Raw genomic sequence first — 14,022 nt, forward strand, 5'->3', positions numbered from 1 at the left:
GAAACGATGCCAGGTTGGATTTTTATTATCATTCGCTCGTTGATTTTCCTACTGCTCTTATTCATTACCACTAAAGTTCTTGGGAAGAAACAAATTTCTGAGCTCTCCTTTTTTGAATATGTTGCTGGAATAACGATTGGAAGTATTGCCGGCGAGGTTGTTACAGGGCTTGAAGCTAATATGTTTCATGGCATATTAGCCATCATTGTGTTTGGATTTATTACTTTTTTGTCTAATTATTTATCCATAAAAAGTAAGAAATTCAGTGACTTCGTTGAAGGTAAAGGCACCGTTGTTATTCAGGATGGGAAAATCTTAGAGAATAATTTAAAAAAGGAAAAGTATACAATTGATGAACTTTCAGCCCTTCTAAGACAAAAGAATATTTTCAAGGTCGCTGATGTTGAATTTGCCGTATTAGAGCCACGGGGAAATTTAAGCGCCTTGTTAAAAACAGAAAATCGTCCTTTAACACCTAAAGATTTACAAATGAAAATGCCGAATGAGAAAGAGCCGCAAACTGTCATTATGGATGGGAATATCGTTGATGAGGCATTAAGATGTGCTGGAAAAGGCAGAGGCTGGCTATATACCGAGTTAGAAAAACTAGAAGTGACCCTTGATAATGTTTTTCTTGGTCAAGTGGATTCATATGGAGATTTAACGGTTGATCTTTATGATGATAAAATTAAAGTACCTTCGCCAGCTCAACGCCCGCTATTACTGGCAACCTTAAAGAAAACTCAGGCAGACCTAGAAATATTTTCACTTGAAACCAATTGTGAAAAATCAAAAGCGATGTATAAGAAAAATGCTGTTATCTTACAAGATACAATCGAAAAGCTGTCTCCATACCTTAATGGCTAAAATATGAAGAGGAAAAAATCCTTATCAATTGAATTGATAAGGATTCGTCATTCATTCATGTTCAATTCTACCTATGCACTAACTTTTTGAATTTTTGGCTTTACTATTTTGTTTGAAACATAGCTGTGAAGGACCATTCCAACCATTACCAATGCCATACCGCTCCAAGATAGAGCTGATGGCATTAACGAATTTAATAGTAACAATTCTCCGATAACTGCAAATAAAACTTCCATTGATTGTGTTGCCTCTACAGCTGCAAGCTTTTGCATGTCTCCTCTTACGAGATCAGTCGCATAAAAGAAAAGGATAGTTGCAATCACTCCAGAGGATATAGCAACGAGTGCGGATTGCAAAGTTTGCCCTAAACTTGGCGGTCCAACATCTACCAGTCCAAAAATGGATAATATAATCCAGAAGGGCATGCTGGCTAATGTCATTCCTAATACACGTTGAAAAACATCAAGGCGTCCACCGCAAACCTCCATCATTTTTCTATTCCCTAAAGGGTAGGCAAAAGATGCTACTACGACTGGTAATACCCCTAAAGTTAAAGCGATCACCGACAAATGATTAGCTTGCTCTACTTGCATTAAAATAATTCCAAGTAAAATGATTAAAGACATCCCTAAACCCTTGAAAGGAATTTTCCCCTTTATTCGCATCAGACCATTATCGGTTACCGCCGTTTCATAAAAGAATGGTGCCAACAATGAACCCGATATTATCGTAATCTGCCATGTCGCGGCAATTAGCCAGCCAGGAGCATATGCTGCTGAAAAACAAATAGGAGCATAAAATAATCCGAAGCCAATTGAACTCCATAGTAACCAAACAACAGGCCGTTGTTTCATTTCCACGAACAAGAGTTTTAAATTTTTCCTGGCAATTACAATTATAAAAAGCAAGGGAACCATAAAGTAATACCTTAAGGATGCACTCCAAATCCAGCTTCCCCCTGCAAGCTCCATCGATCTATTTAAAATAAAAGTAAAGGCAAAAAAGAAAGCGGCAAATATGCCTATTATAATAGGCCGCATGGTTCCTAGTCTCCTTCTTATCACAGTTTTTTCTCTAGTGAAAATAATTCCTCTTCCATTGAATTCATTTTTTGTTCCATTATTAGACGAGAATCCTTGATTGCTTCATTGTAAAAGTATGGTCCTAGATGATTTTTAAAAAAATCAAATGCATTTTCTGCAGCAATCAAACCAATTTCTTCATTTCTTTCCTCATAGAAATATCGCTGAATCTCTGAAATCATCTTATCTTTTTGCTGTTTCTTGAACTGAATAAACAAGGTTTATCGCTCCCTTTTTAATCTCTACATAGTGTTATTTTCCATTAAAAAAGGGAAACCATCAAGTGGTTTCCCCTAAATTAATATTTAGATTAACTACTTGTTTCCACGATATCTAAGAATAGATATCTCCTACTTATTAGAGCAACCGAAAAAGAACAAAGAAAAAGTCCAGTTGCCACAATGAAGGTGGTTCTTACATTAAACAATTCGGTAATCCACCCCTTCACCAGTGATGATATACCAAAAGCACCAAATATCAATGTACCTCTCGCAGAATAGGCTTTAGCTAAAAGTTGTTCTTTTGCGGTTTTTTGGATAATTGTAGTCTCTGCAACATCACGAGCCATCTGCGGCAATCCAAACAAAAAGGAAACGAATAAAGCAAACCATGGAATCGAGGTCATTCCAAACAAAAAAGTAATCACAATTAGACTAAAGGTGGACCAAAGGTTTGTTTTTCCTAAATTTCTTTCTAAAATGTGTGAAAAACGGTATATCAACAGACCGCCAAATAGCATTCCTGCAAAGAAGGATCCATTAATAAATCCCCACCAGCTCTCACCTTTATTTAAGGCCTCAGCAACATATACAAACAAAATTGCAGCAATCCAAACACCGTTAGCAAAGGTTTCTAAGATATTCATGAAACTAATGGTCCGAAGCTGCTTCGAATCCCAGATGATTCTCCAGCCCTCTTTTAAGGCATCCATCCGCGATTGGTCATCAACTGTCTGCAGGTCCGTACCATGTTTGATTAATCCCATTAATACTGATGATAACAGATATAAGCTAAAGGTTAGCCAAAGAATATTTTCAGCACCTAGAGCGACTAACAAGATACTGCCGATCGGCCATGCGATAAGCTGAACGATTTGATCGGAAATGGAGAGTAAACTATTGGTTTTCACAAGCTTATTCTCCTCTACAAGACTGGGAACAAGTGCATTTCGAGCAGGAGATGCCCATCCATCTAAAAAAGAAATAAAACAGATAAGCAAATAAATCCAAAACAGCCAACCATCATTAAAAACAACTGCAGTTATGCACAATACCAATAGCAAAAATGTTTTTCCGATTTGCGAAAAAAATAAAATCGATTTGAGCTTATATTTATTGATTACCAATGGTGCCAATAACCCGCTAATTAAAGCAGAAATAGTATTAAAAAACGGAACGAGTGACATATAAGTGACGGAACCCGTCGCATCAAAGATCAACTTGATTAAACAAACCACATATAATATATCACCAAGATTGGCAGACATTTGCCCAAACCAAAGAAGCCGGAAAGAAGCTTGTTTTCCAAGAAAATTGGACATAAAACACCCTCACTTTTTATTAAGTTTTTATAAAAAAGTAAGGTTTTTTACATCGGACATCCTCCACATATATCTAATTTCATTCATTACTAGTATAACAAATTTCCGAATTATTTGTAAATTTTTCCTGGAAATTCGTGTATAATAAATCATGAAAAATATAAAGAATTTTGTCGATCAAAAGTAAGACCTTGGATGAAACCTTAGGCCGCTTTGTTCGTACAAAGAACAGGTAAGAATAATAATAGAGGTGAGGTTGATACGATGTTTGGAAAAGTTGCAGCAGATATTTTAGGATTAAGTGATGTCGGTTCTGTTATTAAACCGGAAAATTACGACAAGGTGGACGCAGATGATTATGTCATGCATGAAGACAATGAGAAAATTTATTTTATAATTAAATCAAAATCCGATGAGTATTGCTTTACAAATAATGCCCTCATTCATCTTGATGGAACAAGTGCTACAAGTAAAAAACGCATGCTCCACCGTTATAGTTATGCTACTAACAGAATTTCAGATGTTCATCTTGAAACTGCCGGAACAGTCGACCTTGATGTGGAAATAAAATTTAAAATCGGCTCTGCTCCTTTCTCAATTGATGTTCACAAGAAACATATTGAGGAGGTAAAGGATTTATATAAAGCTCTTATCAAAATTTCTGAGATCTCACATGAAAATGAAACCTCGCTTCAATTTGCCAAACAAAGTCTTGAGGTTGCCTCCACTACACTAGGCAGGATAACTAGTCCGGACAGCAACTTGGTTGTTCAATTCAAAATGCTAAACCAGGCTGCCTTTCAGTGGTTAGAAGATAGTAAAAAACAATATTGTGTAAAAGATTTTGGCTTTGTTTTTGAAAAGTATATTAACAATTAACTATAAAGCTAACCCCAAACTTGATATATCCCATCAAGCTTGGGGTTTTTGTTTATCTATAATCGATTAGAACATCTTCTAATGGTAAGCGATTTGTCTTAAATGCAGGTGCAGCAGCCTTTCCTATAGGAATCAAAACAACTGGAAAATAACGATCCGACACTTTAAATTTTTCCATGAATTGTTCTTTGTTAAAGCCACCCATTGGCACTGTATCGAAGCCTCTATCTTTAGCAATTAGCATGATCTGCATTGAAATAAGTCCAGCATCAAATGCAGCAATGTTTTTCCTAATTTCTTCTGGAGCGAATGGGTACGTTTTATTTGTACTTTCGATTAATCGCTCCATATTTGCTTCATCCATATAACCTGCTTCATGGGCACTTCGATATACTTTTTCCACACTCTTATACATCTCTTTATCACCAAGTACTGCAATAACAGCAGATGCAGTTTCGACTTGTTCTTGGTTGTTAGCAATGGTTCTAAGCTCTTTCTTTGTTTCTTGGTCTTGGATCACAATAAAGCGCCAAGGCTGAAGATTACTTGAGGATGGTGCTTGTGTCGCTTCCGTTAGTATATCTTTAATATCCCCTTGTGAAATTTTATATGTTGGATCATATTTTCTAACTGAGTGACGCTCTTTTATTAGTTCAGACAGACTTTTTGATAAAACAGGTTGCATGAAAGATATCCTCCTAGTGTGTATTAACTTACTATTAGTAAGTTAAAGTCATCTTACTATTAGTAAGTACCTACCGTCAAGCATAATAAATATGGTATTATAAAGTTAGAAAAGTAAAAATGAGGTATTTTATGATGGATGAAATTAATAAACAGAATGATATGAATTGCACTGAAAAGGAAATGCAGCATACCTGCACCAATTTCCATAATGCCATTGAATTTATCGGCAAACGTTGGATGGGTGCTGTTATTTATGCTTTATTAGCAGGTCCAAAACGATACCATGAAATCATTTCCTCTATACCTGGAATATCTGATAGACTATTAACAGAAAGATTGCGTGACTTGGAAAATGAAGGACTGATCGTCAAAAAAATCATTACTGCTTCTCCTAAAAAAGTTGAATATGAATTAACACCAATTGGGAAAGAACTCGAAGAAGTCATAAAAATACTTGTTAAATGGGTGAAGAACCGTGAAGTTACTCATGGTAATGAGAACTCCCAATAGCTAAAAAAATGCATGCACGATTTCGTACATGCATTTTTCTATTTAGGATGGATTTTGACGATGAAACAGTCCCATTACTTCAATGGTTTCTGTAATATTTACGAATGCGGCAGGGTCCACTTCAGTTATGAGATTTTTCACCTCATTTAATTCGTATCTAGAAATAACTGTAATTAATACATTCCGTTGGTCATTAGAATAACCGCCGACACCGTCCATGATGGTCAATCCTCTGTATAAGTTAGTCAGCAGGTGATCTCTCATTTCTTGACCTTTCACTGTAATGATCATTATCGTTAATTTAGCATGATCGGTATAAATAGCATCCACCACTTTACCGGTTACATAAATGGATACTAATGTATTTAATGCCGCATCCCAAGTAAATAGAAATCCACTAATAATAATGACAACAGCGTTCATACCCGATAACAGGATCCCAATTGGAAAATCTTTTTTCCTTGAAACGATCATACCAATGATATCAAAGCCGCCAGTTGATCCCGCACATCGGAATACGATACCTACCCCTAAACCTGCTAAAGCACCTCCGAATATGGATGATAAAATAGGATCCTTTGCAATTGCTATAACAGGTACTATATAAAGTCCCACTGAAATGATCAGCACCGAGAAAATAGAATTCATGATAAACTTTTTCCCTAACTTTTTATACCCAATAATCAATAAAGGAAGGTTCAATAGAAAGTTGGCTAATCCTGTGTTAATCGGGGTAATTATCCCTAACATCATGGAAATCCCGCTCAGTCCACCGCTTAACACCTCATGGGGAATTAAAAATAGGTTAAAGCCCATCACAATAATAAGTGAACCTGATATAATTCCGACAAGCTGCATAAAAATCCTCCTGTACTAGCACAATATTATTTAAAAATCATACCGATTCTCTTATTCAATGTAAATTAATTGTTTTTTCGCAATAGTTTTGATTCGCCTGAAAATTTTTCTATTGACAATTTTAAATTAATAATTATACTTTAGTAATATATTAAACTTTATATGCTAAATCCTCATCAAACCGATGGGGTAGAGGTCGCGGTTTTTATCAGTATAGCGGACGAGGTGTAGAGACACCCCTGACTCCGTTTGAAAGGAAAAGCTGCCGAAGCGTGCTTTTATCTCTAAAAAAGCATGCTGGGGCTGTCTCCGAATAGGAACAGAACTGTCACGTTTGGTCTTACCAGTCAAGCGTGTTGAGCTATCTTTCGGAAGGTATGATGCGGGGTATTGACAATGCCATCGATTCTACTTCGATGGCATTTTTTATTCCATCGCTCCTTCCAAGTAAATAACAAAGGAGTCATGACAATGCAATCAGCAAGAGCACTTGAAGAACATGTTAATACTGGTGATCTGAGCCAGAAAAAAGAAACGACTGAACTGAAACGAAGTTTAAAATCACGTCACCTTACAATGATTTCTCTTGGGGGAACTATTGGTACCGGATTATTCCTTGCTAGCGGGGGCGCCATTCATACTGCCGGACCGGGTGGCGCGATTCTTTCCTATCTCGTCATAGGTGTAATGGTTTACTTTTTAATGCAAAGCTTAGCCGAAATGGGCGCATATATGCCGGTTGCCGGAAGCTTTAGCACCTATGCAACTAAATTTGTTGACCCCGCACTAGGTTTTGCACTTGGCTGGAACTACTGGTACAACTGGGCGATTACCATTGCTGCCGAATTAGCTGCAGTTACGATGATAATGAAATTCTGGTTTCCACATACTCCATCGTTAGTATGGAGCAGCATCTTTTTAGTGATTATGTTTCTATTAAATTATCTTTCTGTTAAAGGATTTGGGGAAGCAGAATATTGGTTCTCTCTAATTAAGGTAGTAACAGTTATTATCTTTATTATTACTGGCACTTTAATGATTTTTGGCATTATGGGTGATCATGCGATTGGTTTTAAAAACTTCACAATTGGTGATGCCCCATTCCATGGCGGGTTTATGGCTATGCTTGGAATCTTTATGGCAGCAGGTTTCTCCTTCCAAGGAACTGAGCTTTTAGGTGTTGCAGCCGGTGAAACCGATGATCCCGGAAAAGCGATTCCACGTGCAGTAAAATCAGTATTTTGGCGAATACTTTTATTTTATGTATTAGCCATTTTAGTTATTGGACTTTTGATTCCTTATACAAATGAAAACTTGGCCAATGGGGATGTTACTGTCAGCCCATTCACACTTGTTTTTGAAAAAGCAGGAATTGCCTTTGCGGCATCTGTAATGAATGCCGTCATTTTAACAGCAGTATTATCTGCGGGAAATTCAGGAATGTATGCTTCGACCCGTATGCTTTGGGATTTGGCTCGTCAAGGGAAAGCACCAAAATTCCTTGGTAAACTTAATAAAAATGGCGTACCGGTAAATGCGTTAATTGCTACAACTTTAGTGGGAACACTAGCCTTTCTTGCTTCTTTCTTTGGAGATGGTACCGTTTATGTATGGCTCTTAAACGCTTCTGGAATGTCAGGGTTTATTGCTTGGCTCGGTATCGCCATTTGCCACTATCGTTTCCGTAGAGCATTTATTGCCCAAGGTAAAGATCTTAGCTTGTTACCATATAAATCAAAATTCTTCCCATTTGGGCCGATTTTCGCATTTGCCGTCTGTGCATTTGTTATTTTAGGGCAAAACTATTCTGCCTTTATGGGTGACCATATTGATTGGAACGGTGTGTTAGTTTCTTATATCGGTTTGCCGCTTTTCCTCATCCTATGGCTTGGCTATAAGTTCATTAAAAAGACAAAGGTTATTCCATTAGAGAACTGTGATTTAATAAATTAATTATTTCAGAGTGAGCACGCGAAATCGCGTGCTTTTTTAGTGAAAAATTTTAGTTGTTTTACAATAACAAATTAATTAAATTATTTACTTTGTTGCTGTTATTAAGTTTTAAGCAAATAAAAAAACAGACTCATCAATCGAGCCTGCATAAAATTGGCAATCACACATCATTAGAATCATAATGCTCTACGACTCATAAGATGTCCAAACATATAAATCTTCAATCTGGCAATTCAATGCTTTGGAAATGGTCATCGCAGTATTTAAGCTCATTACCTTCTTTGATAAGTAGTCGTTGAGTAGACTCCTAGGAATATTTGTATTCCTTTCCAAACTATCCAGATCCATCTCGTTTTTAGATAATAAATCCTTGAGGTTACTTTTTTTTGCTTTATAATTTGTCAAAATGACACCTCGCTTTTATAAAGCATACCATAGGTACATTATAATGGAAAGTTGAACGGCTTCCATCTGCCGATCTCATATCCCAATATGTAACAAATAAAGCTAACCAATCTGTGCTATACTTAAGAAGGATTAGTAAAGGGGTGTTGAATTTGAAGAACTCAAATAACCGCTACAATAATGGTCAAACTGTAAACATAATTGAAACAGGTGAGGTTGTCACCATTTTAAAATGGCAGTATGTTAAAAATATGAAGAGATATTCTTATATCGTTAAAGAACATCCAGGTACATTTTATTTCGAAGAAGAGCTGAAAGATTTTTAAAATGAAGAAATACAACACAAAAGAAGACCAATTTAGCGAATTGGTCTTCTTCTTTTTCATTTCTAAAATTCTGCATTACCAGTGGTTCTTGGGAAAGGAATAACGTCTCTAATGTTTGACATACCTGTCAGGTACATGATTAAGCGTTCAAAACCAAGGCCGTAACCTGAATGTTTTGTACCGCCGTATTTTCTTAATTCCAGGTACCACCAATAATCCTCTTCATTCATTCCAAGTTCTTTGATCTTTGAAGACAGCACTTTTTCGCGTTCTTCACGCTGGCTGCCTCCCACTAATTCCCCGATTCCAGGTACAAGTAAATCCATTGCAGCAACAGTTTTGTTATCTTCATTTAATCTCATATAGAAAGCTTTAATTTCCTTCGGATAGTCAGTAACAAAAACTGGTTTCTTGAACACTTTCTCGCATAAATAGCGCTCATGCTCTGTCTGCAAGTCTACTCCCCACTCGACCGGATAAGTAAAATTTTCACCTGACTCTTTTAATAGTTCAATTGCTTCCGTATAGGTCACACGGCCAAATTCTGCAGTGCGGGCATTATTCAAACGATCCAATACCCCCTTTTCTACAAAGCTGTTAAAGAAATTCATTTCTTCTGGAGCATTCTCTAAAACATAGTTAATGACATATTTCACCATATCTTCAGTATTGTCCATAATATCCGGCAGCTCAGCAAATGCCATTTCAGGTTCCATCATCCAGAATTCCGCAGCATGTCGAGCCGTGTTTGAGTTTTCAGCCCTAAAAGTCGGTCCAAATGTATACACATTTCGGAATGCCAAGGCAAAGGCTTCAGCAGAAAGCTGCCCGCTTACCGTTAGGTTCGTTTCTCTGCCAAAGAAGTCCTTTGATACATCAGACCGGCCTTCTTCGTTTTTCGGCGGATTATCCATATCTAAGGTGGTAACTCTAAACATTTCACCCGCACCTTCCGTATCACTTCCCGTGATAATCGGTGATTGAACATAGACAAATCCGTTCTCCTGGAAAAACTTATGGATCGCATAAGATGCGACCGAACGCACACGAAAGACAGCCGCAAATGTATTTGTTCTAGGACGTAAATGGGCAATCGTTCTTAAATACTCAAATGTATGTCTTTTCTTCTGTAGTGGATAATCAACATTTGAAGTCCCTTCAATTACAATCTTTGTAGCTTTAATTTCAAATGGCTGCTTAGCCTCAGGGGTATGGATAAAATCCCCCTCAACTTTAATCGAAGAGCTGATTGGCAGCTTTGCAATTTCTTTATAGTTTTCTAATTGCTCATCAAATACAATCTGGACTCCTTTAAAAAAGCTGCCATCATTTAATTCAATGAATCCAAAGGTTTTGGAATCGCGAATCGTTCGAATCCAGCCTGATAATTGCACTTTTTGATCAATAAAGCTTTCCGTATTTCTGTACAAATCCTTGATTAAGGCCTGTTTCATAAGTTTTCCTCCTAAATCATATGTATAAGGTTTAGTTAATAGTCAGTAGGATTATTTTCATCCCTCTAGTCAACAATGGATTAATAAAAAGCCTCCCATCCCAAATGGGACGAAAGGTAAAATTCACAGACTATCATCGTTTTTCTTTTATCCCTTCAATATTATATAAAATATTATAGCAAATAAGCAATATTCAACTAAATTTCTGGTTCGGCAGAAACTATTTAATTATTATCGGATCATATTTTTAATAATTTTCAGAAAATTTGCAGGATTTTTCTAATTATAGTCGAATTTATTTAATATATAAACGATTCTTGATTGGGGGTTACTTTGTGGACAAGGTTACATGTATTGCCTATCTTCTATACAAGTCTTCTATGAATCAAGACATCAGAGAAAAAGCCATCCAATTGTTGAATGGCGATGTGTCAATTCGCGATCTCAAAAGAAATGTTTCACTCCAACCTCATCTAGTTATTGCAGAATCGTTACTGAAGAAGAACAAAATAGATAAAAACCAAGTGCAAATTTTTGCTGAAGAATTTTTGATGATTGAAGTTTAAAGCTTCCTTTTGGAAGTTTTTTTAGTATTCTTCAAATAAAATATTAAACCAGCCATGTCCACTAACAATTGTCGAACAATTGTTATCATAAATTTCGAGTTAAATGAATATTTTAAAGCGTTGTGTCATTTTTTAAAGAAAACTCTCCGAATCGGCAGCCCCTAAGGCGAAGACAGAGGCGTAGTTAGACATATGACTGATAGGAAAGTTATTCTTTCCTATCGGCAAAGATTACACGACAAACCATTATCATATAAAGAAAGGTGATTTTTTATGGTACAAGTGGAAGTAACAATAACCTTCGAAGGAAAATCCTATTTGACGAATGTCATTACCAATCGGGAAACTTCTGATGATGAAATATTACGCCTTGCCTATGAACAAGTTAAAAAGCAATGGAAGAAGTAGTTTATTAAAAATGAAAAAGCTGCAGAATTCGCTTAAGAATTCTACAGCTTTTTTCTATAAGTTCATTTTTAACTCATACAATTCTTTTGACATTGTTTCCATAAGTGGACTAATACCATCTGTTGTAAACATATACAATTCATGCATGGCACGTGTACAAACTGTATAGAATAATTTTCTCTCACTTTCACACTTGTATTGAGAGCTATCATAAAGAATGACTGCATCAAATTCGATCCCTTTTGCCAAATAGGACGGAATCACAAGATTGCCTTTTTCAAAGGAAACAGTTCCTTTTTCAATTAAATGAAGTGGAACTTCGTTTTTAAGAGCCTCAAAAACTTCCTTGCTTTCTGCAGCAGTCCTGCAAATAACCGCTATTGTGCGATGCCCCTCATTTTTAAATGCCTTCATTTTTGAAAGAATAGCACTATTCAACTTGGTATGTTCTACTCCTTCAATAGTCGGCTTCCGACCATTACGGTTAAATGGTTCTATTTTTTCACCACCTTCAATCAACCCGCTTGTAAATTCGACTATTTCCCTCGTAGAACGATAGGTTTTTGTTAACACAAACGTAGCAACATCTTCATCGCTATTATTAAAATCCGTAAGAACGGTCTCTGAACCCGTCGCTCCAGAAAAAATCGCTTGATTGAAGTCACCCAGCAGGGTCATTTTGCTATAAGGGAAAAGCCTTTGAATAAATGCGAACTGAATCGGTGAATAATCCTGTGCCTCATCAATAAATATATGACGAATGGCGGTGTTTGATTTTCGACCCTCAATTAAATCCTGAAGATATACATATGGAGTCGTATCTTCATACGGAATAACCATGCGGCTAAACTTCTCTACCGCTAGCTTGCAAATTTTTGACCAGTTTGGCGGAAGGGTTTCTTCTGATTTTACAACTTGTTCAAATAATTGCAGATAAACTTGAGTGGTATCAATGAATTTTAAATTCTTCACCCTTGAGAATAATGGCTTAAATTTTTCCTTAACGACCATTTCGGCAAGAAGTTTTTGTTCCCACTCTAAATCATCAAATGTATTGTCCGAAAAACGATTTTTTTCTTGGAGCTTTTTGAATACATCCAAATAATCCTCTTTTTCAAGAAATTGTATTTCTTCCTCCACCCAACTTTTAGATTGTTCCCGTTTCATAGCACGCCTTAATTCTTTTAGTAACCAATCCTTGACAAGCTGAATTCTGTTTGGGATTGAGTAGCCTTTATCTAGAGAATAAAAATAATCATGAATTTCCTTTTTCGAAATTATTACATCTCCTCTAAAGGATAAATCCATATAAATTAAGCCTTGACTAGATAATTTGGACGCATATTGATCAATGATTTTTTTAAAATCCAGGCTTGCCTTAAAGCGGATTCCTTCTATTCTTGTTTGATAACCTTGATCATTTCTCCCACTGAGCAGATACTCCATTTGTGTGAAAGGGTCCTCTACATCAAACACTTTTCCAAGCCTGTGATTTAAATATTCCTGGAAAGTAGATTGTTGCATATTTTCTTCTCCCAGCTCAGGCAATACGGTAGCAACATAACTGTTAAAAAGAGGGTTCGGTGAAAAAAGCATAATGTTTTCCGAATTTAATGTCCCTCGATAACGATACAGCAAATACGCTACACGTTGAAGCGCTGCAGAGGTTTTGCCGCTTCCTGCAGCCCCTTGAACGAGAAGGATTTTACTACATTCATTTCGAATAATTTCATTTTGCTCCCGCTGAATCGTGGCAACAATACTCTTCATTTGAGTACTCGCATTGTTACCAAGGACTTCCTGAAGCATTTCATCCCCGATTGTTACACCTGTATCAAACATACCTTTAATTTCTGAATTCCTAATTATAAATTGGCGTTTTAAAGTAATTTCTCCTTCGATTGTTCCTTCAGGTGTATTATATTTTGCTTCACCTGGAGAGTAGTCGTAGTAAAGACTGGATATTGGTGCCCGCCAATCATAGATTAAGAAATTTTCATCGTGTTCATCCATCAATGATGAGATTCCTAAATAAACTTTATCAGGTGATTTTTCGCCTTTTTCAAAAAAATCAATCCGCCCAAAATATGGCGAATATTTTAATCTGGCGAGTGTTTTCAGGTGTTTATCCAATTGTTTATGTGTTCGCTCACGCTCAGATAGAAGTTCAGCTTGCTGCTTTATACTTGCCGCCGTTTCAATAATATCATCCGGGTCATCTAAATTAACGGTTACATCCTCCCAAAAGGTTTTACGAAGTTCAAGAACATCTGAGCGAACCTTACCAGTATTTTGGTTTAAGTTGTTTACCTTTTGATCAATTTCCTCAACTACTGAACTGACTCTTTCTTGCTCTAACTGCCAGTCTTTGTTTTCTAAATCGCTCATTTAACCACTCTCCTGATTAAATTTAGATCCATCTGCTTGACAACTACAGAAAACTATGTTAATGTTAAAATAGGTTATTTATAATTATTTTTAACATCA

General features: G+C 36.4%; 15 protein-coding genes and 1 riboswitch. Of the genes, 7 read left to right on the top strand and 8 right to left on the bottom strand.

The features are described 5' to 3' along the window. Positions 1 to 6 precede the first annotated feature (6 nt). Complete coding sequence (locus QNH20_RS15670; protein ID WP_283918919.1) at positions 7 to 867, top strand: DUF421 domain-containing protein; 861 nt, start codon at positions 7 to 9, stop codon at positions 865 to 867. 71 nt (positions 868 to 938) lie between these two features. Here the strand turns inward: QNH20_RS15670 and QNH20_RS15675 are convergent, their stop codons facing one another. The 3 genes from QNH20_RS15675 to QNH20_RS15685 all read right to left on the bottom strand — a co-directional run bounded on the left by QNH20_RS15675 (position 939) and on the right by QNH20_RS15685 (position 3,489). After that, on the bottom strand, positions 939 to 1,907 hold the full coding sequence (locus QNH20_RS15675) for a DMT family transporter (RefSeq protein ID WP_283918920.1): 969 nt from the start codon (positions 1,905 to 1,907) through the stop codon (positions 939 to 941). Positions 1,908 to 1,927: 20 nt separating this feature from the next. Further along, positions 1,928 to 2,167 (bottom strand): DUF2164 domain-containing protein, encoded by a 240-nt coding sequence (locus QNH20_RS15680; protein WP_283918921.1) that lies wholly within the window; start codon positions 2,165 to 2,167, stop codon positions 1,928 to 1,930. Between the two features lie 92 nt (positions 2,168 to 2,259). Next, entirely contained in the window at positions 2,260 to 3,489 is a 1,230-nt protein-coding gene (locus tag QNH20_RS15685) for an MFS transporter (protein WP_283918922.1), read from the bottom strand. A 264-nt stretch (positions 3,490 to 3,753) separates the two neighbouring features. Here QNH20_RS15685 and QNH20_RS15690 point away from each other — a divergent pair, with 264 nt between their 5' ends. Next, complete coding sequence (locus QNH20_RS15690; protein WP_283918923.1) at positions 3,754 to 4,368, top strand: PH domain-containing protein; 615 nt, start codon at positions 3,754 to 3,756, stop codon at positions 4,366 to 4,368. Between the two features lie 52 nt (positions 4,369 to 4,420). On the opposite strand, the gene QNH20_RS15695 is transcribed toward QNH20_RS15690, so the two are convergent. Beyond that, on the bottom strand, positions 4,421 to 5,053 hold the full coding sequence (locus QNH20_RS15695) for a nitroreductase family protein (RefSeq protein WP_283918924.1): 633 nt from the start codon (positions 5,051 to 5,053) through the stop codon (positions 4,421 to 4,423). Positions 5,054 to 5,184: 131 nt separating this feature from the next. Between QNH20_RS15695 and QNH20_RS15700 the strand changes: the two genes are divergently transcribed. Beyond that, positions 5,185 to 5,565 (top strand): winged helix-turn-helix transcriptional regulator, encoded by a 381-nt coding sequence (locus QNH20_RS15700; protein ID WP_283918925.1) that lies wholly within the window; start codon positions 5,185 to 5,187, stop codon positions 5,563 to 5,565. Between the two features lie 42 nt (positions 5,566 to 5,607). Here QNH20_RS15700 and QNH20_RS15705 read toward each other — a convergent pair whose 3' ends face one another. Further along, positions 5,608 to 6,423, bottom strand: a complete 816-nt coding sequence (locus QNH20_RS15705) for a YitT family protein (protein ID WP_283918926.1) — start codon at positions 6,421 to 6,423, stop codon at positions 5,608 to 5,610. A 182-nt stretch (positions 6,424 to 6,605) separates the two neighbouring features. Continuing rightward, positions 6,606 to 6,795, top strand: a riboswitch (Lysine riboswitch). Positions 6,796 to 6,894: 99 nt separating this feature from the next. Between QNH20_RS15705 and QNH20_RS15710 the strand changes: the two genes are divergently transcribed. Beyond that, on the top strand, positions 6,895 to 8,376 hold the full coding sequence (locus QNH20_RS15710; RefSeq protein WP_283918927.1) for an amino acid permease: 1,482 nt from the start codon (positions 6,895 to 6,897) through the stop codon (positions 8,374 to 8,376). 186 nt (positions 8,377 to 8,562) lie between these two features. Here the strand turns inward: QNH20_RS15710 and QNH20_RS27100 are convergent, their stop codons facing one another. Next, the gene (locus QNH20_RS27100; RefSeq protein WP_481857981.1) at positions 8,563 to 8,781 is read right to left on the bottom strand and encodes a helix-turn-helix domain-containing protein; all 219 of its coding nucleotides are present in this window, start codon (positions 8,779 to 8,781) and stop codon (positions 8,563 to 8,565) included. 152 nt (positions 8,782 to 8,933) lie between these two features. Here QNH20_RS27100 and QNH20_RS15715 point away from each other — a divergent pair, with 152 nt between their 5' ends. After that, entirely contained in the window at positions 8,934 to 9,107 is a 174-nt protein-coding gene (locus QNH20_RS15715) for a hypothetical protein (RefSeq protein ID WP_283918928.1), read from the top strand. Between the two features lie 62 nt (positions 9,108 to 9,169). Here the strand turns inward: QNH20_RS15715 and asnS are convergent, their stop codons facing one another. Further along, positions 9,170 to 10,561, bottom strand: a complete 1,392-nt coding sequence (gene asnS / locus QNH20_RS15720) for an asparagine--tRNA ligase (RefSeq protein ID WP_283918929.1) — start codon at positions 10,559 to 10,561, stop codon at positions 9,170 to 9,172. A 335-nt stretch (positions 10,562 to 10,896) separates the two neighbouring features. Between asnS and QNH20_RS15725 the strand changes: the two genes are divergently transcribed. Both QNH20_RS15725 and QNH20_RS15730 read left to right on the top strand, forming a co-directional pair. Further along, positions 10,897 to 11,127: a hypothetical protein gene (locus tag QNH20_RS15725; protein WP_283918930.1), complete on the top strand. Its 231-nt coding sequence runs from the start codon at positions 10,897 to 10,899 to the stop codon at positions 11,125 to 11,127. 273 nt (positions 11,128 to 11,400) lie between these two features. Then, positions 11,401 to 11,535 carry a BA3454 family stress response protein gene (locus QNH20_RS15730; protein ID WP_283918931.1) on the top strand — a complete coding sequence of 45 codons (135 nt, stop codon included), beginning with the start codon at positions 11,401 to 11,403 and terminating at the stop codon, positions 11,533 to 11,535. Positions 11,536 to 11,589: 54 nt separating this feature from the next. Here the strand turns inward: QNH20_RS15730 and helD are convergent, their stop codons facing one another. After that, entirely contained in the window at positions 11,590 to 13,923 is a 2,334-nt protein-coding gene (helD, locus tag QNH20_RS15735; protein ID WP_283918932.1) for an RNA polymerase recycling motor HelD, read from the bottom strand. Positions 13,924 to 14,022: the final 99 nt, after the last annotated feature.

Source organism: Neobacillus sp. WH10, from assembly GCF_030123405.1.
In the GTDB taxonomy this organism is placed as follows: domain Bacteria; phylum Bacillota; class Bacilli; order Bacillales; family Cytobacillaceae; genus Neobacillus.

What these genes read in the sequence shown, in the direction of transcription:
- QNH20_RS15670 (WP_283918919.1), top strand. Translation starts at nt 7, where the DNA reads ATGCCAGGTTGGATTTTTATTATCATTCGCTCGTTGATTTTCCTACTG.
- QNH20_RS15675 (WP_283918920.1), bottom strand. Translation starts at nt 1,907, where the DNA reads ATGCGGCCTATTATAATAGGCATATTTGCCGCTTTCTTTTTTGCCTTT.
- QNH20_RS15685 (WP_283918922.1), bottom strand. Translation starts at nt 3,489, where the DNA reads ATGTCCAATTTTCTTGGAAAACAAGCTTCTTTCCGGCTTCTTTGGTTT.
- QNH20_RS15690 (WP_283918923.1), top strand. Translation starts at nt 3,754, where the DNA reads ATGTTTGGAAAAGTTGCAGCAGATATTTTAGGATTAAGTGATGTCGGT.
- QNH20_RS15695 (WP_283918924.1), bottom strand. Translation starts at nt 5,053, where the DNA reads ATGCAACCTGTTTTATCAAAAAGTCTGTCTGAACTAATAAAAGAGCGT.
- QNH20_RS15700 (WP_283918925.1), top strand. Translation starts at nt 5,185, where the DNA reads ATGATGGATGAAATTAATAAACAGAATGATATGAATTGCACTGAAAAG.
- QNH20_RS15705 (WP_283918926.1), bottom strand. Translation starts at nt 6,423, where the DNA reads ATGCAGCTTGTCGGAATTATATCAGGTTCACTTATTATTGTGATGGGC.
- QNH20_RS15710 (WP_283918927.1), top strand. Translation starts at nt 6,895, where the DNA reads ATGCAATCAGCAAGAGCACTTGAAGAACATGTTAATACTGGTGATCTG.
- asnS (WP_283918929.1), bottom strand. Translation starts at nt 10,561, where the DNA reads ATGAAACAGGCCTTAATCAAGGATTTGTACAGAAATACGGAAAGCTTT.
- QNH20_RS15730 (WP_283918931.1), top strand. Translation starts at nt 11,401, where the DNA reads ATGGTACAAGTGGAAGTAACAATAACCTTCGAAGGAAAATCCTATTTG.
- helD (WP_283918932.1), bottom strand. Translation starts at nt 13,923, where the DNA reads ATGAGCGATTTAGAAAACAAAGACTGGCAGTTAGAGCAAGAAAGAGTC.